Here is a 24,890-nt window from a genome sequence, read left to right on the forward strand (position 1 = left end):
AAAATAATGAAAAACACCACAGATAAAAATAATAAGCTTTCCTTAATCGGTTCCATATCTCTTGGTACTGGCGTAATGATTGGAGCTGGCATATTTGTCCTTATGGGGCAAATAGCTGAGTTAGTAGGCGATTTATTCCCAATAGCATTCATTGCGGGAGCTATTGTGGTGGGATTCAGTTCATATTCTTATGTCAAGTTTTCAAATGCTTTTCCGTCGTCTGGAGGTGTGGTTAAATTCCTTAACAAATCCTATGGGCCTGGAACAACTACTGGGTTTTATTCTTTGCTGATGTACGTATCAATGGTAGTTTCAGAAAGTTTGGTGGCAGGCACTTTTGGAGCATATACGCTTCGGTTGTTCCCTGAAAGTTTTGCTGGGTACGCATCCGTTCTTGGCATTCTACTTTTGGTAACCGCATATATCGTGAATATATTAGGAAACAGGGTAATTGGTGCAACAGCTACCTTTACAGCAGTCATCAAAGTTTTTGGTATTGCATTGCTCGCCATTGCTGGTTTAATTGCTTCTGGATTTGCAGACATTACAGGAAACTATATTCCTCAAAATACCGAAGCTTTACCGCAGGGCTTTGGCTTTGTGGCTGCATTGGCATTGGCAATCCTTGCCTATAAAGGATTTACAACAATCACGAACCAAGGGGCAGATATTAAAAACCCACATAAAAACCTTGGTAGGTCTATCGTGTTTTCCATACTTATTTGCACACTGATATATGTAGCCTTGGCATTAGCTGTTGCAGGAGGTTTAAGCATTCCTGAAATAATTGAAGCAAAGGATTATGCTTTGGCTGCCGCTGCACGTCCCGTTTTTGGGGAATGGGGTTCTTGGATTACCATTGCAATAGCGATTGTAGCAACCGTTTCAGGTGTTATAGCCAGTGTGTTTTCGGCATCACGTTTATTGGCAATGTTGAGCAATATGAAACAAGTCCCATCTTTAAAAAGAATGGGGAACTTTAAAAATCCTGCACTTATATTCACGGTTGCCCTGGCTATATTACTAACGGTTCTTTTCGATTTGACAAGGATAGCATCCATTGGAGCTATTTTTTATCTGATTATGGATATCGCTATCCATTGGGGACTGTTCCGTCACCTTAAAAACGAAGTGAATTTTCAGCCTATTATCCCATTAATAGCCATCGTATTGGACATTGCGGTATTAGCAGCCTTTCTTTATATAAAATATCTGAACGATCCATTGGTGCTTATCGTAGCAGCGATTGGGATTGTTCTAATACTTGTTGCAGAACGTCTTTTTATGATTTCACACACAGACGATGAAGGTAATATGCCAATGGGAATGGAAACTACAAACAATAAAACATAATTAATAAAAATCAAATTATATGAAAAATATAGCAGTTATAGGATACGGAGTCATTGGAAAAAGGGTGGCAGATGCCATCAACTTACAAAACGATATGAATCTTTCGGGAGTATGCGACATCATTAGCGATTGGCGTATTCAAAATGCGGTAAGAAAAAAATACGATATCTATGCGGCAACTCAAGAAGCCGAATACGAAATGAAATCCGAAAATATTTCGGTAAAAGGCGATATGCAGGAACTTTTAAATAAGTCTGACCTCGTTGTGGATTGTACCCCTAAAAAAATTGCATCAAAAAATGTAGCAGTCTATAAGAAGCAGAACATCAAATTTATTCTACACGGTGGCGAAAAACACGAAACAACAGGCCATTCCTTTAGTGCAGAAAATAATTATGAATCTGCTCTAAACATAAACGCTACAAGAGTTGTTTCCTGCAACACCACCTCTATCTTAAGAACATTGACCGCTTTAAAAAGAGCCGATTTATTGGATTATGCCCGAGGTACACTATTAAGAAGAGCTACAGACCCTTGGGAAAGTCATCTCGGTGGCATTATGAACACAATGGTTCCCGAAAAGGATATTCCGAGCCATCAAGGACCAGACGCCAAAAGTGTCGATCCAGATTTGGATGTTGTCACCGCAGCAGTAAAAGTTCCTCAAACCTTAAGCCATATGCACTACTGGAACGTAAAATTGAAAAAACAAGCTTCAAAAGAAGAAGTGCTAAATGCCTTTAAAACGTCCAGCCGTATTAAATTGATTCAATATGACCAAGGTTTGGTTTCCAACAATACCATAAAGGAAATGTTCTTGGATATGGGAAGACCTTGGGGCGATATGTACGAAGTAGCCCTATGGGAAGATATGCTGAAAGTAGAGGGCGACGAGCTTTTCTATGCTTATGTAGTCGATAATCAAGCTATTGTAATCCCGGAAACAATTGATGCTATTAGGGCATTAACTGGAATTGAAACAGATGGTACAAAATCCATAGCCAAAACAAATGAAAGTCTAAGAATCCATTAAATACTATCAAGATGAAAACAGACAAAAATATAGTAGAACTTTTAGGAGAAAAAGCAGACTTTTATTTAGAACACGTTTGTGAAAAAATAACAAAGGATGAATTGCAAGTGCCAAGCAAAAATAGTTTAGAAAAAGTATTTGGCAGTAGCAACAGAAATCCGCAGGTGCTTCGAAGTCTTTCACAATTGTACAACAACGGAAATCTGGGAGGTACAGGCTATTTAAGTATCCTTCCTGTTGACCAAGGTATTGAGCACAGTGCTGCTTTTTCATTCTATAAAAACCCAGATTATTTTGACCCAGAGAATATTATAAAATTGGCAATAGAAGCAGGATGTAATGGCGTGGCTTCCACCTTTGGGGTTTTAGGATTAAATGCACGAAAATATGCCCATAAAATTCCGTTCATTGTAAAGATTAACCACAATGAACTGCTTACCTATCCCAAGAAATATGACCAGACCTTATTTGGCAAGGTAAAAGATGCTTGGAATATGGGTGCAATTGCCATTGGTGCAACCATCTATTTTGGTTCAGCGGAAAGTAACAGACAACTCAAAGAAATAGCAGAGGCTTTTGAAGAAGCCCACAATCTGGGTATGGCTACCATTTTATGGTGCTATACACGAAATGAAGCTTTTAAAACCGAAAAAGAAGATTACCACGCGGCTGCCGATGTAACAGGACAGGCTAATCATTTGGGCGTAACTATTCAAGCGGATATCATTAAACAAAAATTACCGACAACCAATTTCGGATTTAAGGAAATCGGGTTTGGAAAATATGATGATGAAATGTACCAAACACTAACAACAGACCATCCAATTGACCTATGCAGGTTGCAAGTGGCCAATTGCTATATGGGCAAAATAGGATTGATTAATTCAGGCGGTGGTTCCAAAGGTGAATCAGATCTGACCGAAGCCATTACAACAGCAATAATTAATAAAAGAGCTGGTGGCTCTGGGTTAATAATGGGTCGGAAAGCATTTCAAAAGCCTTTTGGTACGGGCATTGAGTTGCTGCATTCCGTGCAACAGATATATCTGGAAAATAGTATAACGGTGGCTTAATTATATCAAAAACAATTTAAAACAAAAAATTATGAAAAACATACTCGTACCAACAGACTTTTCAAAAAATTGCAATAAAGCAGAAGAACTCGGAATTGAAATGGCAAAGCTTTACAATTCCGAAATCCATTTTTTCCATTTGATGAAAACCCCCGTAGAATGGGTAAAGTTGGATAAACAAAAAGAAAAACAGTACCCAGAAACAGTAAAGCAAATAGGCATCGCAAAAGCCTACCTGAGAGAACTGGAGAAAAAAGCAGAACGGCAAGGTCTTGAATGCAGGACTTTCCTTGAATTTGATGGTGGTCAGGCAAATATCCTTAAACATTCGGGTCATTTTCATCACGATTTTATAGTTACGGGAAGTAGTGGCACCCGAGGCGGTATACGTGAGTTAATGGGAAGCAACGTAGAAAAAATTGTTAGGAAAGCTGATGTACCAGTTGTTGTAGTCAAGGATGAAGAAGTATCCTTTCCTTTTAAGGATATCGTTTTTGTTTCAGATTTTCTTCAAGATGTAAGCGATGCATTTAAGGAGGTTATTTCGATTGCTGAAAAATGCGGCGCACATATCCATTTATTGAGGGTCAATACTCAGACCGATTTTAACAGTATAGAACAAGGGTTGGATCCCATCAAGGAGTTCCTGAAAAAATTCCCCGATTTGGATAACTTCTCAATGAATGTATATAACGAACCAGACGTAGAAACAGGGATAAACAATTTTTTACGATATAAAAATGCCGATTTAATCGCAATGTGTACTCACGGACGTACAGGCTTTTTAAGCTTATTCTCTAAAAGCATCGCAGAGGGTGTAACCAATCACTCCGAATTACCAGTAATGACTATTAAAATGTAACAATGAATAAATCAGTCTTAATAAAAAAATACTCTGGTGAGTACGAAGCCTTTGATGTAAACAAACTCATCAACTCCCTGCGGCGTTCACGGGCAGATGAGGATATTATTCAAGATATAGCCCGGAAAGTACAAGAGCAGATTGAAGAAGGAATGACAACCAAAAAAATCTATCAGTTGGCTTTCAAGATGCTAAAACGAAAATCTAGGGTAAGTGCCTCAAAGTACAAGCTCAAAAAAGCTTTAATGGAACTAGGTCCAACCGGTTTTCCATTTGAAAAATTAGTAGGCAAACTATTGGCACACGAAGGTTTTGATACAGAAGTTGATGTTATTGTCCAAGGTAATTGTGTTCAACACGAAATAGATGTGATAGCGCAAAAAGACAATAATCATTATATGATTGAATGCAAATACCATAGCGATCAAGGCCGAGTTTGCAACGTGAAGATTCCATTATACATCAATTCAAGATTTTTAGATGTAGAAAAAAATTGGGAACGCCAAAAAGGTCACGATACTAAACTTCACAAAGGAGGCGTCTATACAAATACACGATTTACAAGTGATGCGGTACAATATGGTAAATGCGTTGGGCTATTATTGACAAGTTGGGATTACCCAATGGATAACGGGTTAAAAGACAGAATAGATAAGTCGGGGCTACATCCATTAACAGCAATAACAACGCTTACTAAGGCCGAAAAAACGAAATTATTGGATAAAGGTCTTGTGCTCTGCAAAGAGCTTCACGAAAACCCAAAAGTTTTAGAACAAGTAGGAGTGCCAAAGTCAAGGCACAAAAAGATTCTCGAAGATTCAAGAGAACTATGTAGAATTCAATAAAGCACTACATACATTTTTAATTTAAAAATAGAACAAATGAAAACAGATGAACTGAAAGAAAAGGACAGTATAGATTTAGAGCCATTTTACCAAGCATTGGAAGATGACTCTAAACTACTTGAAGAAGCCCTTGAGATATTATTGGAAATGGTTCACTTTGAACCTAAATCAGTAAAGAAATTGGCTCTTTTTATTAAAGAGGATTCTCGTAATCTATATAAAGAAATAGTGGAATTGAGCAAATCAAAACAAGATAAAGGAAATACACCTTCTTGCTGTGGTGGACTCTAAATAAATACTATAAAGATGGATAACAATAAAATAAATATTCACTTTTTAGGTGCAGCAGGTACGGTAACCGGCTCAAAATATTTAGTGGACACAGGAGATAAAAAGATACTCATAGACTGCGGACTTTTTCAAGGGTTAAAAGAATTACGCCTTAAAAACTGGGAGTATCCACCCGTTAATGTTGCTGATATTGACGCTGTTTTGCTTACCCACGGCCATATGGACCATACAGGATATTTGCCGAGATTGGTAAAGCAAGGTTTCAAAGGGCCCATTTACGGCACCAATCCCACCTTGGACATCGCAAAAATCATATTGAATGATAGTGCCAAAATACAAGAACAGGAAGCCGAACGTGCCAATAAAGAGGGCTATTCCAAACACAGTCCCGCGGAACCACTTTACGATTTAAATGATGTAGAAAAAACCATTCCACATTTTAAAGACGTTCCACAAGCACAATGGATTCCGTTATTTGATGGTATCAAGGCACGATTTCAGTATAACGGACATATTCTTGGTGCTACATTCATCGAGCTGGATGTTGAAGGAAAGCGTTTTGTCTTTTCAGGAGATATTGGAAGAACCAGTGATTTATTGCTTTATCCACCCCTGAAACCAAAAAGAGCAGATGTGCTTTTTATAGAATCTACTTATGGAGGAAGGTTTCATCCAGATGAAATGGAAGCACTTCCACTGATTGAAAAATTGGTAAATGACACCATCAATAGAGGTGGCAGCCTGTTTATCCCAAGCTTTTCGGTAGAACGTGCCCAATTGATGATGCTTATTTTTTGGAGGTTACTCAAGGAGAACAAAATCCCCAAAGTACAAATGATTATGGATAGTCCAATGGGTGCCAACGTATTGGAACTGTTTCATAGAACTCGGGATTGGCACAGATTGGAAGACAACGAATGTGACGAAATGTGCTCACACTTTACAGTTGTTAGCAGTTATCGTGAAACAATGGAATTAAGAACAGATTACAAACCAAAAATCGTGATTGCAGGAAGCGGAATGCTCACAGGGGGAAGAATGCTAAACTATCTTGAAACACAGGCACAAAATCCAAATAACACCTTACTTTTTGTAGGATATCAAGCTGAAGGCACTCGTGGCAGAAAATTATTGGAAGGTGAAAAAGAACTAAAAGTATATGGAAAATGGGTGCCGTTTAAAATGCAAGTAGTAGAAATTGAAGGGCTTTCGGCACACGCAGACCACGCAGAACTTATGGACTGGATGGATAAGATAAAAAACAAACCCGAACGTATTTTCATTGTACACGGTGAAAAAGAGAGTGCAGAAGCATTGCAAAAAGGCATCAAGGAAACCTATGGGTGGGATGCAGAAATTCCGCAATTATACACCATCGAAGAAATAGAATAAATCGAAAAATCACAACAACCAATAAAATATGGACACACACTCAAACATATTAAAATATAAACATCTCGGAATCTATACCCAAAACGAAAATGTAGTGTATATGCGCGAAGATTGCCACGTCTGTATTTCAGAAGGGTTTGAGGCACTTACCCGAATAAGAATATCCAATGCAAATACATCAATCGTAGCAAGTCTTAATGTCCTGAATTCTGATATTCTGTTGCCTAATGAAATCGGACTATCAGATGCTGCTGCGAAAAAACTCAATGTTTCCCCAAACGATACATTATATGTTTCCCATTTAGAGCCTATTGAATCCTTAAGCCACGTCAGGGCAAAAATCTATAACAAAAAACTGGATTATAAGGCCTATAACAACATCATAACCGATATCGTGGAAGGCGATTATTCCAACATCCACCTTTCGGCATTTATTACTGCCTGTGCTGGCGACCGAATGGATATTGATGAAATATCCGACCTAACGAAAGCAATGATTGCTTCCGGAAAGCAACTGAACTGGAACAAGGATATCGTGGTCGACAAACATTGTATTGGCGGATTGCCTGGCAATAGGACAACACCATTGGTAGTTGCCATTGTTGCCGCGTATGGGCTTACTATGCCAAAAACATCCTCACGGGCAATCACTTCGCCAGCAGGCACAGCAGATACAATGGAAGTACTGACCAATGTTACGCTCTCTTCCGAGGAAATAAAGACCGTAGTAGAAAAAGAAGGCGGATGTTTTGTTTGGGGCGGTACAGCGCAGTTAAGTCCTGCCGATGATGTGCTCATTAAAATTGAAAAAGCCTTGGATATTGATAGCGAAGGTCAGCTCATCGCTTCAGTACTCTCTAAAAAGGCAGCAGCTGGTTCTACTCACGTGGTCATTGATATTCCCGTGGGAGAAACCGCCAAGGTTCGCAGTACCGAAATGGCAGAAAAACTAAAAAATCATATGGAAACCGTTGGAACTGCTGTTGGGTTGAATGTAAAAGTTGTAGTTACGGATGGCACGCAGCCTGTTGGAAGGGGTATCGGTCCAACTTTAGAAGCCATAGATATATTAAAAGTTTTGAAAAATGAGGAAGATGCACCTAAAGACTTAACAGAAAGAGCATTGCTTTTAGCTACTGAACTATTAGAACTTTCTGGAAAAGTAGAAAAAGGAAAGGGACAGGAAACCGCACATAAAATTCTCAAATCTGGAAAAGCATATGAAAAATTCGTAGCCATTTGTAAGGCGCAAGGTCAATTTTCAAAACCAGTTTTAGCACCTTATAAAATTGAAATTAAAGCTGAAAAGTCAGGCGTTTTGCAACGAATTGATAACCGTAAAATTGCAAAACTGGCCAAGCTTTCTGGAGCACCACAATCTAAATCGGCAGGGATTCTTCTAAATGTGCATTTGGGAGAACAAATCGAAGAGAACCAACTGCTTTATACCATATATGCTGAATCCAAAGGTGAACTTAATTATGCCTTGGAATATGAAAACAACCATAACGACATCATAACTATAAATTAAAGAACATACTATGAAAACAATATTATTCAGTCTTCCCGGAAATGAAGAACTCACAGAACTAATGGCTACAAAAATGGATGCTGAAGTGGGTCAAGCCACATTAAGGAAATTCCCTGACGGGGAATCATACACGCGCATATTGTCTGATGTTAAAGATAAATGTGTGGTACTGGTATGCACCTTGCACGAACCGGACGAAAAACTGTTGTCACTATATTTTTTAAGCCACACAGCCAAATCATTAGGAGCTATGTGTACCTGTTTGGTAGCACCCTATTTGGCGTATATGCGGCAGGACAAAGTATTTAATGAAGGAGAAGGAGTGACTTCCGGTTTCTTCGGAAAATTGATTTCTGGTTTCGCCGATAGCATTACCACAGTTGACCCTCACTTGCACAGAATTAGTTCGTTGGGAGAAGTGTATCAAATTCCAAATAAAGTGATTCACGCTGCCGACGCAATTTCAGAATGGATTAAAGAAAATATCGAAAACCCGGTACTTATCGGACCTGATTCTGAAAGTGAACAATGGGTGTCAGAAGTCGCCAAAAATGCAGGAGCACCATTTACGGTATTACAAAAGGTGCGTCACGGTGACCGTGATGTAGAAGTCTCTGTTCCCGATGTGGATATATATAAAGATGCTACACCCATTTTGGTAGATGATATTATTTCCACAGCCCGAACAATGATTGAAACCGTACAACATCTTAAAAAAGCAGGAATGAAACCACCTATTTGTGTAGGCATTCACGCCGTTTTTTCAGGAAACGCCTATCAAGATTTATTGGATTCCGGAGTAGAAAAAATAGTGACTTGTAATACCATCCCACACTCTTCAAATGGAATAGATTTAAGTGATATTATGGCAAAAGAGGTAAAAAAATTAATGCACCATATATGAGAAAACAAGGCTTTATAGTACTAATCACTTTATTCAGCATCACAATGACTGGACAAACTGAAATGCTCATTGGGCAGATTTCAGGCAGAGTTGTTATTCGGGAAAACTTTGATGAAAATGGTTCTTTTTTAAATAAACAAACTTTCAAAGCCAGTGAAACAATAAAGAAAAATGGATACTATGAAATTGAGGTAGTTACGGAATTGTTTGATAAAGACAAAAAATTGACCGATAAATACACCACAACCTATCGTTGCAAGCCTGATGAAGCAAGTGTAGTGGTAATGGCTTTCCCGTTTTCCAATCCAAAATCAAAGAAAACAGAAATCAACACCACTTCAAAGAAATTTAAAGAACTATACAATTTGGATAATCTGAAAAATATTGAATTGGAAATGAGTTTTGACTCGGGCTTGTTGAATTTTTTCGGTTCAAAAAGCATCATAAAAATTTACGATCGAAAATTAGAAGCTGGCAAAAACACTATTAAATCAAAAATAAATATTAAGGCCTATGCCTGGGGTATTCGCATCAAGCAATTCAATTATACTGTTATTGAAAAATTAAATGAAAAAGGATTATTGACTTTTCAGAAATTTTCAGAAGCAGATAACAGCTATTTTACAATAAACTATAAATAAAGACAGATGAAAAATTACGATACACTTTCTGAAGCCATAAACGATTTACAGGGAAATGGCTATACATATGATTTTAACCTAAAACCAGAATGTTTGGAGTGTGCCTCACTAAAAATTGAAATACACCCAGAAGATTTTAATGTTGACGAGATGCATCGTTTTGAGGGTATGAGCAGTACCGACGATAATAGTGTGCTTTATGCTATTTCATCAAAAAATGGGATTAAAGGACTTTTGGTAGATGCCTATGGCGTCTATGCCGAAAACATTTCGGAAGCTATGAGAAAAAAATTACGATAACACTTAAACAAGACAATAATGGAAAATCACGAACACCACAATCACGATGAAATGGACCATTCTAAAATGGACCATTCGAAGATGAAACACAAAAAAGAAGACCATTCTAAAATGAACCACAAAGGTGGGGACCATTCGGGTCACAATCCGGGTCACGGTCAAATGGGCCACGACCATCATAAAATGATGATTGCCGATTTCAGGAAACGGTTTTGGGTAACCTTAATCTTGACCATTCCCATCCTCATCATCTCCCCGATGATCCAAGGGTTTATTGGGTATGAGTTCCTGCTTCCCGGAAACCAATATATATTATTTGGCCTTTCTTCTGTAGTGTATTTCTATGGCGGCTGGCCATTTATTACCGGATTTTGGTCCGAAGTTAAAAAAGGTGCACCAGGGATGATGACCCTTATTTCTATGGCCATTACCGTGGCTTACGTTTATAGTTCGGCAACCGTGTTCGGCTTAGAAGGAGTTGATTTTTTCTGGGAACTGGCTACCCTTATCGCTATTATGTTGGTAGGACATTGGATAGAGATGAAAAGCGTCTTGGGAGCATCAAAGGCCTTACAGCTTTTGGTAAGTATGATGCCCGCAGAAGCCCATAGGGTAAAGGGTGATACCATAGAAGATATTCCGTTGGAAGATTTGTTAAAAGATGATGTCATATTAGTAAAACCAGGTGAAAAGGTGCCTGCTGATGGTATTATAACAGAAGGCACCAGCTACCTGAATGAATCTATGCTTACTGGGGAGTCCAAACCAGTTAAGAAAGAAATAGATGATAAGGTTATTGGAGGTTCGGTAAACGGTAATGGCAGCATAAAGGTAAAGGTTGAGCATACAGGAAAGGACAGTTATCTCAACAAGGTGATCACAATGGTTGAAGAAGCACAAAAGTCCAAATCAAAAATGCAAAACCTCTCGGATAGAGCTGCAAAATGGCTTACCTATATCGCATTAGGTATTGGATTTGGCACATTGGCGGTTTGGCTAATTTTAGGCTTCCCTTTTGTGTATGCTTTGGAGCGTATGGTAACGGTAATGATTATTGCGTGTCCGCACGCTTTAGGTCTTGCCATTCCATTAGTGGTCGCTATTTCTACTGCGGTTTCTGCACAGAATGGATTATTGATTAGAAATAGAACAGCTTTTGAAGAATCCCGAAAAATAACGGCATTATTATTCGACAAGACTGGAACATTGACCAAAGGTGATTTTGGTGTAACAAGGGTTGAGTCGGTCAATCAGAAATATCCACCTAAAGAAATTTTGAGGCTTTCAAGTGCATTGGAACAGAGTTCTGAACACCCTATTGCGGTTGGAATAATTAAAAAAGTAAAAGAAGATGAAGTTATTATTCCGAACCCTGAAAACTTTAACGCAATTACCGGTAAAGGAGTCGAGGCGAACGTAGAAGGGAAAGAAATAAAAGTTGTAAGTCCCGGATATTTAAGGGATGAAAAAATAACTATTCCAGAGGATGCCTATAGCGATGCCGCAGAAACTGTTGTTTTTGTCTTGATTGATGGAAAACTGGCAGGATACATAGCATTGGCGGACGAAATTAGACCGGAATCTGCCGATGCCATCAAAATTTTCAAAAAGAATAATATAAAAGTTTTAATGGCTACCGGTGATAATGAAAGAACTGCCAAAGCTGTTAGCGATAAACTCGGCTTGGATGGATACTACGCCGAAGTTTTGCCACATCAAAAAGTGGAAATAGTAAAAGAATTGGAAAGTAAGGGAGAGTTTGTGGCAATGACAGGAGACGGAGTGAACGATGCACCGGCTCTGGCTCAAGCCAATGTAGGTATTGCAGTAGGTTCTGGCACAGACGTAGCCGCTGAAACCGCGGATATTATTTTGGTAAACAGCAACCCACAAGATATTGCTAACTTGATTTTGTTCGGTAAGGCTACATACAATAAAATGATCCAGAACCTTGTTTGGGCAACGGGATACAACGTTATAGCCATTCCGTTAGCTGCTGGAGTGCTTTATTCTACCGGTTTTGTTTTGGGCCCAGCCGTTGGAGCTGTACTTATGAGTTTAAGTACGATTATAGTGGCTATCAATGCGCAATTATTAAAGCGAAAAATCGGTAAAAAATAAATGGACAAAAAAGAAAAACTCAACAGGATATTTTTAATCCTGTTGAGTTTATTTGTAGTGATGTTGGGCTATGGTATTTTATTGCCAACCCTTCCCTACTATACCGAAAGATTAGCTTTAGGAGATAACCTAGATACTGATTCGATTAACTTTCATATTGGTTTTTTGACCAGTATTTATCCGCTCTTCCAGCTTCTTTTCGTTGTACTCTGGGGCAGGCTATCCGATAAATACGGCCGTAAACCCATTATCATTGTTGGGCTAATCGGCTTTGTAATTATGCAATTACTTACCGGTCTTGCTACATCATTGACGATGCTATATGTTGCTCGCATCTTTGGTGGTATTTTCACGTCATCAGTTATTCCAGTTAGCAACGCATATTTGAGCGACATTACTTCTGAAAAACGAAGAACAAAAATAATGGGTTGGTCGGGTGTTGCCATTAGCTCTGGTGTTATTTTTGGCCCTGTCATTGGTGGCTTTCTGTCTCAAACTGACCTTCATTTAAAATATACGATAGGTCTGCTGCATTTAGACCGATTTTCAGTACCCTTTTTGTTTGCCGCTCTTCTAGGACTTATAGTCTTATTTGTAGTAGCAAAATGGTTAAAAAACACCACTCGCGTACATACGTTCACAACACAAAAAGCGAGCTTGCGATTCACATTTACCAAATATTTTGTCGTATTACTGGGTCTGTCGTTTGTCATCCAATTTGTAGTAACGCTGTTTGAAACTGTCTTTTCAATATATGGGAAAGATGAATTAGGATTTAACAGTAACCAAATAGGTATTGGTTTTATGCTATGTGGTTCAATAATGGCTGTTTTACAACCTTTGTTCGCTACTTACGGAGAGAAGTTTTTATCCACAAAGAAACAAATTGCATTAGGGTTGTTTATATCTGGATTATCCTTAATTGTCTTTCCCTTTTTTAAGAATGAATACTTGGTATATGTGTTAATCGTTGTTTTCGCTGCTGGAGGTGCTATGGTAACCCCAAATTTACTTTCTGCGGTCTCATTAATATCAAAGCAAAATACTGGCAGGAACATTTCTATTCAGAGCTCTACTAATAGCGTTGGTCAAATTCTAGGGCCTGTTTTAGGGACTTGGTTACTCGCAGGTGGTTTTTACTACCCTTTTATAATTGCTGGCAGCATTGTCTTGGCTGTTATTGGTTTTTTATTCTTTTTCAAAAATCCACCATAAGAAAATAAGCACATAACCATATTTATTGATAATTAACCCAAATCTAAAGCCCCAAATATTTTGCATAAGCTGATTCATAAAATTTTAGATAATTACAAAGAGGAAATAAAAGCAGTTGAGGAATCTAATCTTAACGATTTCAATAATGTTGAACAAGGTATTTCCATTTCAAGACAATACTTACAGCAATTGCGAGTTTGTGTAAGAGAAAATGAATTTCAAGACAAACAAAATGAAATCATATTCTTTAAAAAACATAAGCCTTATGTTTATAGCAGATTGAAATTTTATGCCAAACTCTACAATTTTTTAATAAACAGACCTGCTGGCACCATAAAATCTCAACAGGAATTTATCGATTCAGAAATAAATAAACTACAAGAAAGCAATCGGCGAAATATAGATTTTATAAAATATTACAGGGAAGATTCTGAACTTTTGGATGAATTCTATTTTTTACGAGGAAATGATAAAATCAGTCTGGTGTCAAACACATCTCATTTTTATACCGATGCAGAATTTTCCACAAGCCACGATAATGCAATTGCCAAAATTATGGCCTACGATTTATTAATCAGTCATTACGTAGAAGAGTTAAGTTATTTGAGGGATCTGTCAAACGGTGTACAGAATAAACTGAGTACTTTATCAAATGGCGAGCGACTTGGATGGACAGCCTCAAAAACAGACCTAATTGAATTGATTTATGCCTTACAGGCTTCAGGAGCGATAAAAAGTGGTACGGCTGGGATTAAAGAGATGGCTTCGGCTTGTGAAGACATCTTTGAACTCAAACTCGGAAATGTTTATAGAACTTTTCTCGAAATTAGAGAACGGAAAATTGACCAAACCAAGTTTATCGATAGACTGAAAGCAACACTTTTAAGGAGAATGGAGGAAACGGATGGATAAAATTCATTTCGCTTAAATGTTAAATTTCTTCCCAAGTTGGGTACTACTTGGGAAAAAATAAAATTAATTTTCGTTATTATCATTTGGCATATACTATTTTCAGGACAACCGCTAAACAAAACTAATTTAAACCATTGAAAATGAGTATATAAAAACACCCAACTTGGGTATGACTTGGGGTTAATATCCAATAAATCATCCCAAATTTGTAGAACGAAAGTCAAATCGACAGATTCACGAACACTTTTTTATTAAAATACTAAAGCTCGTGAGTTAAATCAGGTCAGGGGCTATCAAATTAGTTGAAAAGTGATAATGATAGCCCCTTTCTTTTAAAACCGTTCTATTATGCCAGCAAATATTATTACCACAGACGATCTTCGGGAATTTAAAATAGAATTGCTCGATGACATTAAAAACCTTCTTTCCAAACAAGCTACTGGAAAACTCAAAAAATATCTCAAATCTTCAGAAGTTATGGACTTGCTTCAAGTCAGTCCAGGAACATTACAGAATCTTCGAATCAATGGTACGCTACCATACACAAAAGTTGGAGGCATAATCTATTACGATGCCGAAGAAATTCAAGATGTAATGACCTCAAACCGTGTACAACACAAGACAAATTCTTAAATGATGAACTACATAAAGCTACTTAATGCGGCTTTTGAAAAGTTCTTTTTTGATGACCGCCTCAACCCAACACATATAAGTCTCTATATGGCACTGTTCCAAGAATGGAACAGTAGCCGATTTGCAGATGAATTTTATGTGAACCGTCGAGAATTAATGCGTGTAGCCAAGATTGGCTCAAAATCCACTTACCATAGATGTGTGACAAACCTTGATTCTTGGAACTATCTCACCTATTTCCCTTCCAATAACCCCTACAAAGGAAGCAAAATCAAGATGGCCATTATCGGTACAAGTGATGAACCGGATATGGGACGGTACGATCCCATATTAGAACAGCTTGCGGAACAGTACCATCCCATCCGTGAACCTGTTATGGGACAGCACCGTCCCAAAAATGAACAAGTAGTGGACTCAAACCGTCCCGTGAGTGGACAAGCATTGGTATCTACTATAAACAATACCAAACAAGTAAACAATATAAAACAACCAAAGGGCTGGCAGGCGGTTATTGATTTTTTTATTGAAAAAGGTTTTAATGCTGATGAAGGAAAAAAATTCTTCGAGCATTATGAAACTCGGAATTGGAAAACTAGCGATGGAAAAACAATCAGAGATTGGAAGGCTTTAGCTAAAAATTGGATGGATAGAACCGACTTATTTGCCAAAGAAAACAAATTAAACAAAAAACCACCGTCCCATTCCGATAGCTATCGGAACAAGGACAACTTGCGAACCGCTAAAAACAAAGATTATGGACAACCCCTCTAAAATAACAGAAGGCGGCGTCGAATATTCGTTAGGTAAATTTGATGGGAAAAGCGTACTGTACGATTTTCCGAAAATTCTAGTTTATCTGAACGCCAAAGGAAAATTACTCTTCGGGAATAAATTTAGGATTTACGAAGAGGATAAACCGATCATAAGAAAGCTCTGCGCCTATTTTATCAAGGATAAAGGCAATTGTAAAAAACATAAAATCGATATAGAGAAAGGAATTCTACTATCTGGACCCGTAGGTTGTGGTAAGACCAGTTTAATGAAATTACTAAAACACCTTGTTCCTTTGCAACGTCCCTACGAAATGATTCCCTGCCGGAATGTAACTTTTAGTTTTAACCATCTCGGCTTTAAAACCGTAGAAGATTATGGAAACACAAAATTCTACTGCTTTGACGATTTGGGCGTAGAACCTGCCGGCAGGTTCTACGGTAAGGATCTAAACGTGATGGGAGAAGTACTCTTGTCTCGGTATGAATTATATCAGCAAACCAAGAAAAAAATTAAAACACACGCTACTACCAATCTCAATGCCGAGGAACTGGAAGAACGTTATGGGAATCGCGTGCGAAGCCGGATGCGAGAACTTTTTAATTTGATTGCTTTTGATACCAAGGCTAGGGATAAACGGAAGTAATTACTATTTATTATTAAACTTTGGCAAAAAATGTGTATTTTGCCAAAGTTTAATTCAAATATCGTTGTTCTGGAACAAACTATTAAAGATAAAATACCAACATACTTTGTTGACCAGCAAGCTATTTCAAAAACCAGTCTGGTAGAGCTTATTCAGAAAGATTTTCCAAACTTAAAGGAAAGTTCTATCACTGTGTATTTGTCTAAACTTAAAAAAGAAGGTGTGTTAAAAAACCCATCCAGAGGTAAATACACTTTAAGTGGAAAAGATAGATTTATTCCAGTTATTGATACCAAATTAAAACGACTGTACAATAAAATAAAAAAAGATTATCCATTCATTGAATTCTGTGTGTGGAACACTTTATGGTTAAACCAATTTATGCGCCACCAACCCTTTAGATTTTACACCATAATTGAATTGGAAAAAGATGTGGTACAATCCGTTTTTTACAAGTTGAAAGACCAAGGCAAAACCGTTTTTACAGAACCAGATGCTGAAACTTTCGAGCTGTACGTTCATAATAGTGATAATGCAATAATTTTAAAGCAGTTGGTATCCGAAGCACCTTTAGTTCAATCCGAAAATATCATTATTCCATCCCTTGAAAAATTGTTGGTCGATATGCTAATAGACACTAATTTATTTGGTGCACAACAAAGTGAATTGGAATTTATTTACCGATCGGCATTCGAAAAGTTTGAGATAAGCAAAAGTAAAATGAAACGCTATGCCCACAGGCGTAATAGAGAGACGGAAGTTGAACAATTAAGCAATTTAACTTTGGCAAATAATTAATTTTATTGCCAAACATTAATTTTAATGATTAAAGAAACTACATATCAACCAGAGTGGATTTATGAAGTCAAAAAAAGACTAGGTAAAAAGTATGATCCAAAACTTATTGAAAAGGTTATCTATGCCTTACTGTTTTTGGAACAACTTGAAATCAACAAACTCGATTTTATTTTTAAAGGAGGAACTGCATTATTGTTGGCAACAGAAGAGCCTAAAAGGTTTTCAATCGACATCGATATTATTACCGAGCAAAGCCAAAGCGACATAGAAACTGTTCTTGAAGCTATAAGTAAAGAAACTGAAGCGTTTACACATTGGGAAGATGACAATGACAGAAAGCACACGCCTGATGCACCAGTTGGTCATTTCAAGATGTTCTACAAAAGCAATGTAGATAGTCGTGTTGAGCCAATTTTACTGGATATTCTCTACACACCAAACCCTTATCCCGAACTTACAGAAATTCCGATTGCTCACAACTGGCTTCAAACACAAGGGAAAATCACAACAGTAAAAATGCCAACGTTTGATGCCATTTTAGGCGATAAGCTAACTGCGTTTGCACCAAAAACCACAGGGATTTTATACAGCAAAGATAGACCAGTTGAAATTATCAAACAGTTATTCGACGTAGCGTTTTTAATGGATAATATTTCGGACTTAGCAACAGTCCGTAACAGCTTCACAAAAGTAGTTGCAGAGGAAATAGCGTTTAGAAAATTAGACATAACCTCAGAACAGGTTTTGGAAGACACCCAAAAAGCCTGTTTTATACTTTCCGTCCGTGACACAAATTCCGAGGAATTTAAACATCTGCAAACAGGAATAAGCAATTTTACCAATTTTACATTGGTAAGGTTCAATATTGAAGAAGCCATTACAGCTGCTTCAAAAGTTGCATACCTATCTGAACTGATTAAGGCTGGTATTGATAGCGAAATCGAAAGGTTTACAAATCCGCTTGAGGTTAAAGATTGGTTGATTGAGAACCCTCAATTCACTAAGCTAAATAAATTGAAAAAGAGCAATCCGGAAGCGTTTTTCTATTGGTTTAAGGCAATAACTTTAAGTTAAAATTTCACAATTTAATGAGGCTTTACTTGGAAAAAGAAAACTACTATTCTTCCCAAATAATACTAAGAGCTCTACCCTTAAAAGTAATGCAATGCTCAAAAAACTTTCTTTGATTATTGTCTTCCTTAACGTAGTTGAAAATATCAACTGCCCAAATCTCTTCTTTTTTGAACAGGTTATCAGTAATGTTCTTAAAGTATTCGCCCATTACTGTATTTGCCGCCACCTTGTTTTCATATAAAAGATATTTATAGGGAAAATGTTCGCTGCAATATTTCCAACGTATTTTTCCATTCTCGCCATAGACAATCATAATATCGTGATTTCCTATATCTGCAAACCTAAAAGCACAGGCAGTCCTGCTGACTTTATACTCGTCCTTCAAATAATCTACCAATTCAATACTAAAGGTTTTACGATAAAAATCTTTTTTGAATCTTTCCTCTGGCATCAGCAAACAGGATGCAAAAAAATCTGCTTCTCTTTCTATTTGGTTAAACTGCCTCTGATTAGTTCTTGACGGGTGTGGTTCCAACAGTCCTTTTTTCAATCCAATCCTATGGGAATCTATATAGTAGTGTCCCAGCTCGTGTGCCAACGTAAACCTTCCTCTTGCAGAATCTGGCCTATTACCCAAATCGGTATTTATGTGAATATAAAACTTTCCATTATCAAAGAAAGTCATTCCATCAAAGGTGTTCTTGCCGTAGCTGTCATAAAATACCGATAGGCCTTCATCATCTAATATTTTGTCAAGAGGCGTAATCTTTTCTTCATATTCCAATGCAATGCTTTCGGCTAATTCCTTTATGTTTGTTTTATTCCGAATCACTAGAATCTTGGTTATGTTTTTTCCGCATTTTATCTATAATGTGTTGAGGCAATTCTTTCTTTCCTTTTCTAGCGACCATTCTTAGGGTTTCAATTTCTTCAACAACATCTTCTTCAAACATTGTTATGACTTTTGGCTTTCTATAAAACGTATTATTGATTACGGCAATTGGGTTAATAGATTTATCATCCAACTTATAGTCATAATCTTCATATAATTTATTGAACCTATCTAGTTCAAGTTCATTACTAGGGAATAAAAACCCTGTTGAACCTAACCAACTGTCCAATTGAGCTGTTTCAATTAGTTCTATTTTCTTAGGCTTGGCCATTATTCATAATGTCTAAATAGTTAGTAACGTGTCTATCCGCATCGCCGTAATAGGTGTTCACGGATTTTTGGGTTAAAGAGAGTTTATCTCTAAGCAGTTTTGTAATTGTTCTTGGCACTTTTTTACCTTCCTTTCGATAAGCTCTATAAGTAAAATAAATGATTCGATGCTTTTCAGATAATCGGGTAAGAGCTCTTTCAATGGTTTTAAGTTTTGCCACAACCACCCTTTTTGCCTCAGCGTCGTCTGGTACGTCAAACTTTGCCAACAACTCATCTGCATTTGTAACCAGGCTTAAATCTTCTTCTTCAGTAGGCTCTGCACAAGTGTTCTTTTCGCCATATTTAATTATTTGGGTGTATAAAATTCGATACATCCAAATAAGTATGCCCTTATCCAAATCTCTCGCTTTGGACTTGTCTTTGTCAAAAGTTGGGTATTTCCAAACTCTGGCAAAAGTACAATGCGCTATTTCCAAAGCCACCACCTCGTTATATCCATACTTATTGCAGTAAATCTCGGACTTACGTTTCAAATCTTTCTCAAATCGATAACAGAATTGCACAAAAGCGGCTCCTGCCTCTTTTGGAAATTCATCTTTAAAAGAAATATAATCCAGCAGGTCAACGCTAGGTAGTTTTTCAAAATCTATGTCCTGATTAGTACTTGTATTCATCTATATACCAAAACGGATATATCTATAATGGTATATGAGTGGACAGCACCCATAAAACCTTTGGTTAAACAACAAAATGCTATAAGTAAATAATTAATAATGAAAATCAAATATAAAAAAAGTAAGTTCAACTAAAAATTAAAACTATGGCTAAAGATTCATCTGGTAAAAAGTTCAATAGAATTCCTGAACACAAAAGAAAAGTAGGCGGAAAAACTATTATTATCAAGGAACACATTAGAAGTAACCGGAAAGACAGTAAAGGAAAGTAATGAGCGGAAATCCACAGCTCTGAATGGATATTGTTTAACCTAAAAATTCATTTTTATGAATAGTATTAATTTCTCTAAAGGAGAACTGAGTGTATGTCGTAAGGGCAATTGTGTTAATGTGAGTGGAGATATGGCAAAAGCCGTAGTCTTTGGTATTGCAACACTCGTTGTTATAAATGGCATAGCTTCAATATTAGAGCAATCTAATTAGAAGATTGATTGTGGTAGTCTTATTCTAAGAAGACTATCATAATTAAAACCGAAAAACAGCCAATTTGTCATAATTATTTTTTATTGGGGATTGGTTCAAAATTTGTAAATAAATTGTTAAAAATATGAAAACATGAATAAAATAAAATATTATCCTGTCGGTAACGGTGATAGCTCGCTTTTCAAGATCAACAATGCGAATATCATAACGGATTGTAACATACGTGAAGTCAAAGAAGAAATTTATGATGTAAAAAAAGACCTTATAGATGAGCTGGACACGAAAAATGATAAACCCTACACGGATTTATTCATCTTGACCCACCACGACAACGACCATTGCCTAAATTTCAAAAAACATTTTCATACAGGAAAAGTCAGTTCCTATGATACTGATGATGAAAAAATTATAATTGATGAACTATGGGTAAATGAGTATATCCTAGCTGACGACAACATTTCTGATGATTCAGATGCTGGAGTCATAAGAAAAGAAGTTAGACGAAGAAGAAATCTCTACAAAAACGATGACAGCACCAAAGATGAACGAGGGAACAGGTTGGTGCTAATTGGGTATGACGACAATAATAACTTCACTAGTGTACCGCAGCATATCCCTGGTCAGATTGTAAAAGAAATAAATAATACCGCCCTTGATGGATTTGAATTTTTCATTCACGCGCCTTTCAAGGCTGATGTCATTGACTGCAATGCTAATAAAGATAGAAATATGTCCAGCATAGTTTATCAGGCAAGGTTCTTAAAAACTAATGACTCTGATTTTGCTTGTAGAGTTTTGCACGGTGGAGATGCGGACCACTATCGATGGGCCACGATTAAAGAAAAATCAGAGAAAAATGATAATAAAGATGCTCTGGAATGGGATATTTTCCAAACACCGCACCATTGCTCTTGGACGTTTTTCAACGATACACCTTATAAGGATAGCGATAGGGATATTGATAATACTGAGCCAAAACAAACATCAATTGATATTTTAAACTACAGTCTTACAGGAGCTAAAATTGTGGCCACTTCAAAGAAAATTGTAGATAATAAAGATAATCCGCCACATTATCCTGCGAGAACAGAATACGTGGATGCTGTCGGGAGTAACAATTTTAAGAACACTCAAAAGTTTTATGATGATTTTAAAAAGCCCATCGTTTTCGAAATTGATAATTATGGCGCAACATTAAAAAAGTCAGTAGCGGCGGCAATAAGTTCTGGTTTAAACCAACCATCAAGGGCGGGAAGAGCAGGATAAGTATGAAGCTAGATTACACAACCCCAAAATCCGAAAAAGTAAAGATTGAAGAGCTAAAAAATGAGAAATCAAAACAGATAGTATCTTCAATTGATGCTTTTGGCGGAACAATAAATCTTACAGAGATAAAAAAAGCTGACGATAAAGATGAGTTCCTGTTTCTGAATTTTCTGCCAGATATTCCAAATAACCCAATAAACGATATTAGACAGGAAGAAGCAATTGTCATAATCACTACTGGTAATAATCAGGAATTACCTAAAGTTTTTGCTTTAAGGGATGATTTTCCTGTTGGGCTTTCCCATACCAATATAACTAAAGACCAAAGACCGGTAAGCCTTTGCATACACGAGGAAAGTTTTAAAGAGCTTAGGCACAAATGGTCTGGCTCTTACTTTTTGCATTCCATTAAAAATTGGCTAGAGCTTACTGCTAAAGACAAGCTACATCTGGAAGACCAGCCTTTGGAACCTTTTGTTATTGGAAGTAATGGTATTATTATTGACCCGAATAAAAATTATATTAAAGAATTGCCTAATGGGTTTTACACAACAATAGGAAGCTCTCTAGGGATACCAATACATAGACTTTATATAACTACTAAGCCTATAAATAATGGCGTTGTGCATCAAAGAATTGGTAACCTATATGTCTTAAATGAACTATTCAAATCCAAACAAATTGACTTGCTTGGACTTTTAAAACCAAGAATCATTAAACTAGTCAATGATGGATTGACCAATAATATTAATGGGGATTACTGGAATGGGATAGTATTTTTAATTGTAGAAATTCCTATTCTAAGGAATTCCAAAAATTCAGAACCGACTTTGGCCGGGTTCAAAATCAATGCAACTTTAGGACAATTGTCAAGTATTTTCGGCCGCTCATTAGTAAACCTAAATACTGTATTTAATGTAGATCAAAATTTGAGCGAAAGCAGACTTTCATCAATAAACGTTGAAATCTTAAGCCCACACTTGGCTCTAAACAAAGCATTGGCCAAAAATTACAGCGGTACCGATAAAAAGTGGTCAGAGTCTAAATTTTCATTGATTGGGCTTGGTGCACTAGGCTCACAATTTTTTATGAATCTTACTAGAAGTGGCTTTGGTAAATGGAATCTAATAGACAAAGATATTTTGCTTCCGCACAATTTTATAAGGCACGCTTCAATAGATATTGAAAATCATATTGTCGCAAATAAAGCGAAAGCTATCTCGAAACAAGCTAATGAGCTTTTAAATGACCATACTTTTTCAAAACCTATCGAAAAAGATATTTGCAACGTTGAAAAGTCATTATTACTTAGTTCAGATGTTATTCTAGATATGTCAACCTCAATAGGCGTAGAAAGGTATTTGGCAAATGAATTTCAAGCGGTAAGGAAGTTTTCTTTATTCCTAAACCCAATAGGAAATGATTTAGTGATGCTTTCGGAAGATTGTGAAAACTACTATCCATTGGATATGTTAGAAATTCAGTACTACAAACAGCTATTGGAAGACTCAGATCTATCTGAGCACTTAACCTTTAACCAAGAAGGAAAAATTAGATATGCTCGCGGCTGTAGGGATATCACTTCAAAAATACCTCAAGAAAATCTCGCTGTTTTTTCAGGTATCGCATCTAAGGCATTCAAGAAAAAACTAAATGACAATGGCGCATCCATTGATTTGTGGAAAATAAAAGTATCCGGTGCTGTTGAACACTATGGTTTTTTAGCAGATGATTGGCTTGAAGAAAAAATCAATGACTGGACTATTTTTATGAACGAAAACATTCTGAAAAAAATATTTAAGTTCAGAATTGAAAAGTTGCCCAACGAAACTGGTGGCATTTTGATAGGGGCAATTGACAATTTCTACAAGAAGGTTTATGTGACCAGCACTATATTATCACCAGAAGATAGTATTGAAAAGCCAACCTTGTTCATTAGAGGCATTAAAGGAGTTAAAGAAAAATTAGAGCATATAAGTAAAACTACTAATAACAATCTTAAATACTTAGGCGAATGGCACAGTCATCCCAAAAACTGTGGATTGGGTATGAGTGGCGATGATAAAGTACAGTTTGCCGAACTTTTGAATGAAGCAAAGTTAAATGGTCATCCAGCATTAATGTCTATTTTCGGCGATAGTGAAAAATATAAAACATACTTTGATAATCATAAAATATGAAAGCAACTGAGTATTATATTAAAGCAAGATTATTCCCAACAATAATTTGCGCCGTACCCCTTCTAACGCTTTACTATTTTGGCTTCAGCGAAAAGATTATAAACTTTATAGAATTCCTAAAAGGATATAAGTGGGTTAGTGATATAACAATATCTGTAGCCATAATTTATTTTATGACACAAATCAATAGGTTCGTTGCAAAAGAAATTTTTCAGAAACTATTTTTTAAAGACGAAATAAAAATGCCAACAACTAATTTTTTACTGCAGTCAAATACATTTTTTGTAGATGGCACAAAAAAACGTATTAGAAAAAAAATCAAAGCAAACTTTAGGATTGAACTTCTCAGTTTAAGTCAAGAAAATGAAAATGAATTAGAAGCCAGAAAAACCATAGTGGATGCAGTAGCTCAGATTAAAAATGTTACCAGAGACAACACTCTTTTATTTCAGCACAATATAGAATATGGTTTTACCAGAAACCTAATAGGTGGTTGTGCCATTGCCATTTTGGTAATTTTGTTTAACCTTTACTTTTTCAAAACTATAATTCCAAATGAATTGGTATTCAATATCAGTATAGGGTTTGGGGTTCTTTACTTGCTACCAATAGTACTTAGTAGTTTCTTAGTAAATCGTTATGGAAAATATTATGCAAAAGTTTTATTTGAGCAATTCTTGAAGGCATAAGTTATAGAAAAATAAAATCTAATTGCTAATTATCCATC

The 24,890-nt window shown here is 36.6% G+C and carries 26 protein-coding genes; 23 read left to right on the forward strand and 3 right to left on the reverse strand.

The window, feature by feature from the left end:
* Positions 1–6: 6 nt before the first annotated feature.
* The 19 genes from QPK98_RS01360 to QPK98_RS01450 all read left to right on the forward strand — a co-directional run bounded on the left by QPK98_RS01360 (position 7) and on the right by QPK98_RS01450 (position 18,395).
* The gene (locus QPK98_RS01360) at positions 7–1,353 is read left to right on the forward strand and encodes an APC family permease (protein WP_310991224.1); all 1,347 of its coding nucleotides are present in this window, start codon (positions 7–9) and stop codon (positions 1,351–1,353) included.
* A gap of 19 nt (positions 1,354–1,372) precedes the next feature.
* Positions 1,373–2,386 carry a type II glyceraldehyde-3-phosphate dehydrogenase gene (locus QPK98_RS01365; protein ID WP_310991225.1) on the forward strand — a complete coding sequence of 338 codons (1,014 nt, stop codon included), beginning with the start codon at positions 1,373–1,375 and terminating at the stop codon, positions 2,384–2,386.
* Between the two features lie 11 nt (positions 2,387–2,397).
* Positions 2,398–3,459 carry a class I fructose-bisphosphate aldolase gene (locus QPK98_RS01370; RefSeq protein ID WP_310991226.1) on the forward strand — a complete coding sequence of 354 codons (1,062 nt, stop codon included), beginning with the start codon at positions 2,398–2,400 and terminating at the stop codon, positions 3,457–3,459.
* 31 nt (positions 3,460–3,490) lie between these two features.
* Positions 3,491–4,321 (forward strand): universal stress protein, encoded by an 831-nt coding sequence (locus QPK98_RS01375; protein ID WP_310991227.1) that lies wholly within the window; start codon positions 3,491–3,493, stop codon positions 4,319–4,321.
* Between the two features lie 2 nt (positions 4,322–4,323).
* Positions 4,324–5,166 carry a restriction endonuclease gene (locus QPK98_RS01380; protein ID WP_008616403.1) on the forward strand — a complete coding sequence of 281 codons (843 nt, stop codon included), beginning with the start codon at positions 4,324–4,326 and terminating at the stop codon, positions 5,164–5,166.
* Positions 5,167–5,202: 36 nt separating this feature from the next.
* The gene (locus tag QPK98_RS01385) at positions 5,203–5,457 is read left to right on the forward strand and encodes a hypothetical protein (RefSeq protein WP_008616402.1); all 255 of its coding nucleotides are present in this window, start codon (positions 5,203–5,205) and stop codon (positions 5,455–5,457) included.
* A 15-nt stretch (positions 5,458–5,472) separates the two neighbouring features.
* On the forward strand, positions 5,473–6,849 hold the full coding sequence (locus QPK98_RS01390) for an MBL fold metallo-hydrolase RNA specificity domain-containing protein (RefSeq protein ID WP_310991228.1): 1,377 nt from the start codon (positions 5,473–5,475) through the stop codon (positions 6,847–6,849).
* A gap of 28 nt (positions 6,850–6,877) precedes the next feature.
* Positions 6,878–8,380 carry a thymidine phosphorylase family protein gene (locus QPK98_RS01395; RefSeq protein WP_008616398.1) on the forward strand — a complete coding sequence of 501 codons (1,503 nt, stop codon included), beginning with the start codon at positions 6,878–6,880 and terminating at the stop codon, positions 8,378–8,380.
* Between the two features lie 10 nt (positions 8,381–8,390).
* Positions 8,391–9,284, forward strand: coding sequence for a ribose-phosphate pyrophosphokinase (locus QPK98_RS01400; RefSeq protein WP_008616396.1), 894 nt, complete (start codon positions 8,391–8,393; stop codon positions 9,282–9,284).
* Positions 9,281–9,925, forward strand: coding sequence for a hypothetical protein (locus tag QPK98_RS01405; RefSeq protein ID WP_008616394.1), 645 nt, complete (start codon positions 9,281–9,283; stop codon positions 9,923–9,925). The genes QPK98_RS01400 and QPK98_RS01405 overlap by 4 nt, the downstream gene beginning before the upstream one ends.
* 6 nt (positions 9,926–9,931) lie before the next feature.
* Positions 9,932–10,225, forward strand: a complete 294-nt coding sequence (locus QPK98_RS01410; protein ID WP_008616393.1) for a hypothetical protein — start codon at positions 9,932–9,934, stop codon at positions 10,223–10,225.
* Positions 10,226–10,243: 18 nt separating this feature from the next.
* Positions 10,244–12,346: a copper-translocating P-type ATPase gene (locus QPK98_RS01415; RefSeq protein ID WP_008991330.1), complete on the forward strand. Its 2,103-nt coding sequence runs from the start codon at positions 10,244–10,246 to the stop codon at positions 12,344–12,346.
* Complete coding sequence (locus tag QPK98_RS01420) at positions 12,347–13,561, forward strand: MFS transporter (protein ID WP_008991329.1); 1,215 nt, start codon at positions 12,347–12,349, stop codon at positions 13,559–13,561. It begins immediately after the preceding gene.
* A gap of 60 nt (positions 13,562–13,621) precedes the next feature.
* Positions 13,622–14,473 carry an RteC domain-containing protein gene (locus QPK98_RS01425; protein ID WP_310991229.1) on the forward strand — a complete coding sequence of 284 codons (852 nt, stop codon included), beginning with the start codon at positions 13,622–13,624 and terminating at the stop codon, positions 14,471–14,473.
* 348 nt (positions 14,474–14,821) lie between these two features.
* The gene (locus tag QPK98_RS01430; RefSeq protein WP_121666321.1) at positions 14,822–15,106 is read left to right on the forward strand and encodes a helix-turn-helix domain-containing protein; all 285 of its coding nucleotides are present in this window, start codon (positions 14,822–14,824) and stop codon (positions 15,104–15,106) included.
* A 3-nt stretch (positions 15,107–15,109) separates the two neighbouring features.
* Entirely contained in the window at positions 15,110–15,877 is a 768-nt protein-coding gene (locus QPK98_RS01435; RefSeq protein ID WP_310991728.1) for a hypothetical protein, read from the forward strand.
* On the forward strand, positions 15,861–16,523 hold the full coding sequence (locus tag QPK98_RS01440) for a P-loop NTPase family protein (protein ID WP_310991230.1): 663 nt from the start codon (positions 15,861–15,863) through the stop codon (positions 16,521–16,523). The genes QPK98_RS01435 and QPK98_RS01440 overlap by 17 nt, the downstream gene beginning before the upstream one ends.
* Before the next feature lie 39 nt (positions 16,524–16,562).
* Positions 16,563–17,321 carry a DUF6577 family protein gene (locus tag QPK98_RS01445; RefSeq protein WP_255505956.1) on the forward strand — a complete coding sequence of 253 codons (759 nt, stop codon included), beginning with the start codon at positions 16,563–16,565 and terminating at the stop codon, positions 17,319–17,321.
* 24 nt (positions 17,322–17,345) lie between these two features.
* Positions 17,346–18,395, forward strand: a complete 1,050-nt coding sequence (locus QPK98_RS01450; RefSeq protein ID WP_310991231.1) for a nucleotidyl transferase AbiEii/AbiGii toxin family protein — start codon at positions 17,346–17,348, stop codon at positions 18,393–18,395.
* A 43-nt stretch (positions 18,396–18,438) separates the two neighbouring features.
* On the opposite strand, the gene QPK98_RS01455 is transcribed toward QPK98_RS01450, so the two are convergent.
* Genes QPK98_RS01455 through QPK98_RS01465 form a run of 3 tightly spaced genes read right to left on the reverse strand, consistent with a single transcriptional unit; the run spans position 18,439 to position 20,234 of the window.
* A complete protein-coding gene (locus QPK98_RS01455) occupies positions 18,439–19,227 on the reverse strand; it encodes an ImmA/IrrE family metallo-endopeptidase (RefSeq protein ID WP_310991232.1) in 789 nt (262 codons plus the stop codon).
* Positions 19,214–19,558, reverse strand: coding sequence for a hypothetical protein (locus QPK98_RS01460; protein ID WP_147865220.1), 345 nt, complete (start codon positions 19,556–19,558; stop codon positions 19,214–19,216). The genes QPK98_RS01455 and QPK98_RS01460 overlap by 14 nt, the downstream gene beginning before the upstream one ends.
* Positions 19,545–20,234: an RNA polymerase sigma factor gene (locus QPK98_RS01465; protein ID WP_147865221.1), complete on the reverse strand. Its 690-nt coding sequence runs from the start codon at positions 20,232–20,234 to the stop codon at positions 19,545–19,547. The genes QPK98_RS01460 and QPK98_RS01465 overlap by 14 nt, the downstream gene beginning before the upstream one ends.
* A gap of 146 nt (positions 20,235–20,380) precedes the next feature.
* Between QPK98_RS01465 and QPK98_RS01470 the strand changes: the two genes are divergently transcribed.
* From QPK98_RS01470 to QPK98_RS01485, 4 genes are all read left to right on the forward strand, one after another.
* Positions 20,381–20,506 (forward strand): hypothetical protein, encoded by a 126-nt coding sequence (locus QPK98_RS01470; protein WP_255505958.1) that lies wholly within the window; start codon positions 20,381–20,383, stop codon positions 20,504–20,506.
* Between the two features lie 343 nt (positions 20,507–20,849).
* Positions 20,850–21,983, forward strand: a complete 1,134-nt coding sequence (gene mblB, locus QPK98_RS01475; RefSeq protein WP_310991233.1) for an anti-phage 6A-MBL system MBL-fold protein — start codon at positions 20,850–20,852, stop codon at positions 21,981–21,983.
* 2 nt (positions 21,984–21,985) lie between these two features.
* A complete protein-coding gene (gene cap2-3, locus QPK98_RS01480) occupies positions 21,986–24,163 on the forward strand; it encodes an anti-phage 6A-MBL system cap2_3 protein (RefSeq protein WP_310991234.1) in 2,178 nt (725 codons plus the stop codon).
* The gene (locus tag QPK98_RS01485; protein WP_310991235.1) at positions 24,160–24,852 is read left to right on the forward strand and encodes a hypothetical protein; all 693 of its coding nucleotides are present in this window, start codon (positions 24,160–24,162) and stop codon (positions 24,850–24,852) included. Before cap2-3 ends, QPK98_RS01485 begins: the two co-directional genes overlap by 4 nt.
* Positions 24,853–24,890 lie beyond the last annotated feature (38 nt).

It is taken from the genome of Aequorivita marina (assembly GCF_031631895.2).
Lineage (GTDB): Bacteria > Bacteroidota > Bacteroidia > Flavobacteriales > Flavobacteriaceae > Aequorivita > Aequorivita marina.

What these genes read in the sequence shown, in the direction of transcription:
- QPK98_RS01360 (WP_310991224.1), top strand. Translation starts at nt 7, where the DNA reads ATGAAAAACACCACAGATAAAAATAATAAGCTTTCCTTAATCGGTTCC.
- QPK98_RS01365 (WP_310991225.1), top strand. Translation starts at nt 1,373, where the DNA reads ATGAAAAATATAGCAGTTATAGGATACGGAGTCATTGGAAAAAGGGTG.
- QPK98_RS01370 (WP_310991226.1), top strand. Translation starts at nt 2,398, where the DNA reads ATGAAAACAGACAAAAATATAGTAGAACTTTTAGGAGAAAAAGCAGAC.
- QPK98_RS01375 (WP_310991227.1), top strand. Translation starts at nt 3,491, where the DNA reads ATGAAAAACATACTCGTACCAACAGACTTTTCAAAAAATTGCAATAAA.
- QPK98_RS01380 (WP_008616403.1), top strand. Translation starts at nt 4,324, where the DNA reads ATGAATAAATCAGTCTTAATAAAAAAATACTCTGGTGAGTACGAAGCC.
- QPK98_RS01385 (WP_008616402.1), top strand. Translation starts at nt 5,203, where the DNA reads ATGAAAACAGATGAACTGAAAGAAAAGGACAGTATAGATTTAGAGCCA.
- QPK98_RS01390 (WP_310991228.1), top strand. Translation starts at nt 5,473, where the DNA reads ATGGATAACAATAAAATAAATATTCACTTTTTAGGTGCAGCAGGTACG.
- QPK98_RS01395 (WP_008616398.1), top strand. Translation starts at nt 6,878, where the DNA reads ATGGACACACACTCAAACATATTAAAATATAAACATCTCGGAATCTAT.
- QPK98_RS01400 (WP_008616396.1), top strand. Translation starts at nt 8,391, where the DNA reads ATGAAAACAATATTATTCAGTCTTCCCGGAAATGAAGAACTCACAGAA.
- QPK98_RS01405 (WP_008616394.1), top strand. Translation starts at nt 9,281, where the DNA reads ATGAGAAAACAAGGCTTTATAGTACTAATCACTTTATTCAGCATCACA.
- QPK98_RS01410 (WP_008616393.1), top strand. Translation starts at nt 9,932, where the DNA reads ATGAAAAATTACGATACACTTTCTGAAGCCATAAACGATTTACAGGGA.
- QPK98_RS01415 (WP_008991330.1), top strand. Translation starts at nt 10,244, where the DNA reads ATGGAAAATCACGAACACCACAATCACGATGAAATGGACCATTCTAAA.
- QPK98_RS01420 (WP_008991329.1), top strand. Translation starts at nt 12,347, where the DNA reads ATGGACAAAAAAGAAAAACTCAACAGGATATTTTTAATCCTGTTGAGT.
- QPK98_RS01430 (WP_121666321.1), top strand. Translation starts at nt 14,822, where the DNA reads ATGCCAGCAAATATTATTACCACAGACGATCTTCGGGAATTTAAAATA.
- QPK98_RS01435 (WP_310991728.1), top strand. Translation starts at nt 15,110, where the DNA reads ATGAACTACATAAAGCTACTTAATGCGGCTTTTGAAAAGTTCTTTTTT.
- QPK98_RS01440 (WP_310991230.1), top strand. Translation starts at nt 15,861, where the DNA reads ATGGACAACCCCTCTAAAATAACAGAAGGCGGCGTCGAATATTCGTTA.
- QPK98_RS01450 (WP_310991231.1), top strand. Translation starts at nt 17,346, where the DNA reads ATGATTAAAGAAACTACATATCAACCAGAGTGGATTTATGAAGTCAAA.
- QPK98_RS01460 (WP_147865220.1), bottom strand. Translation starts at nt 19,558, where the DNA reads ATGGCCAAGCCTAAGAAAATAGAACTAATTGAAACAGCTCAATTGGAC.
- QPK98_RS01465 (WP_147865221.1), bottom strand. Translation starts at nt 20,234, where the DNA reads ATGAATACAAGTACTAATCAGGACATAGATTTTGAAAAACTACCTAGC.
- QPK98_RS01470 (WP_255505958.1), top strand. Translation starts at nt 20,381, where the DNA reads ATGGCTAAAGATTCATCTGGTAAAAAGTTCAATAGAATTCCTGAACAC.
- mblB (WP_310991233.1), top strand. Translation starts at nt 20,850, where the DNA reads ATGAATAAAATAAAATATTATCCTGTCGGTAACGGTGATAGCTCGCTT.
- cap2-3 (WP_310991234.1), top strand. Translation starts at nt 21,986, where the DNA reads ATGAAGCTAGATTACACAACCCCAAAATCCGAAAAAGTAAAGATTGAA.
- QPK98_RS01485 (WP_310991235.1), top strand. Translation starts at nt 24,160, where the DNA reads ATGAAAGCAACTGAGTATTATATTAAAGCAAGATTATTCCCAACAATA.